Source organism: Photobacterium lucens, assembly GCF_009873615.1.
Lineage (GTDB): Bacteria > Pseudomonadota > Gammaproteobacteria > Enterobacterales > Vibrionaceae > Photobacterium > Photobacterium lucens.
This window is the reverse complement of record NZ_SSMG01000109.1, coordinates 1-1126: the sequence shown is the minus strand read 5'-3', so window position 1 is coordinate 1126 and position 1126 is coordinate 1. Positions and strand designations below refer to the sequence as shown.

The window sequence follows — 1126 nt, the reverse complement described above, 5'->3', positions numbered from 1 at the left end:
TATCATTAGTGAATAATTACTATTAAATACTCAATAAAAAATAACAGCACAAAATAACTTAAACATTTAAATTCTCAATTCAAAGAGATATAAGTCTTTGTTAAGTTTCTTTATTAAAATTCATTATAAAAAACGCAGCCATATAGCTGCGTTTTTAGTTAAGCGGCGACTAAACGTCTAATTTGCCATAGGCGTTTTCGCCAGTATGGGTGATTAATATTAGATACCGCCACCCCACGAGAGCTGGTGGCATTCACAAAACGTCCATGATCTAGGTAAACTCCCACATGGTGATGCCCACCGTCCGTTTTAAAGAAAACCAAATCACCGTAGTGAGCATTCTCTTTCTTCACTTTAAACCCAAGCTTAACTTGTTCTAGCGATGTTCTCGGTAGATGGATATGGAAAACTTCTGAGAAAACACGCCCTACAAACGCTGAACAATCAATGCCTCGATGAGTTGTACCACCATAACGGTATGGGGTGTGAGCCCAGTGCTCATAAGAGTGCCAAATCTTTGATTTAAAATGACTTGGAAGCCTAAAGTGCATTAATGATGACCACACCGAACGGTGATGTCCGTAATGCCCTTTTGTTGTGTAGTAATCAACAGGAACAACGTGTTTTAGTGGTACTTGGTGGTGATGAGTATGCTTTACTGCATGTTTATGAGCATAATGGTGAGAGACATGTTTAGTGGTATGCGTTACATGGTGATTGGATTCTTTTAATTCATGATGTTTCGCTTCTTTAACACGATGGTGATCATGTTTAGTCGATGCTGAAGTGTGCTTTTGATGATTTTCATGATGTGCCTTTTCAGGCTTATGTTCATGCTCACGTACTGTATGATGCGCATGACTTGTATGATGAGTGGCCTTAGCAACAGATTTATGAGATTGAACCTGATGATGTTCGTGTTTTTCAACGTGTTTATGTTTCGGTTCAGAAACGTGTTGTTGTTTATGGTGGTGAGTTTCTTTAACTGAATGCTTCTCGTGATGCTCAACTTTATGTTGTGTATGAGCTGAAGCTACTGTAGGTAACGCCATCATCGACATTAATAGCGTTGTTCTTATGGTTGTTTTTAATTTGTGGCGAGAAGAAAAAGACATTTTAATAAAAG

General features: G+C 38.2%; 1 protein-coding gene. It reads right to left on the bottom strand.

All coding sequences use genetic code 11. The features are described from left to right. Nucleotides 1-158: 158 nt before the first annotated feature. On the bottom strand, nt 159-1126 hold a 968-nt coding region (locus E5A76_RS05430; RefSeq protein WP_316247321.1), incomplete at its 5' end, for a C40 family peptidase.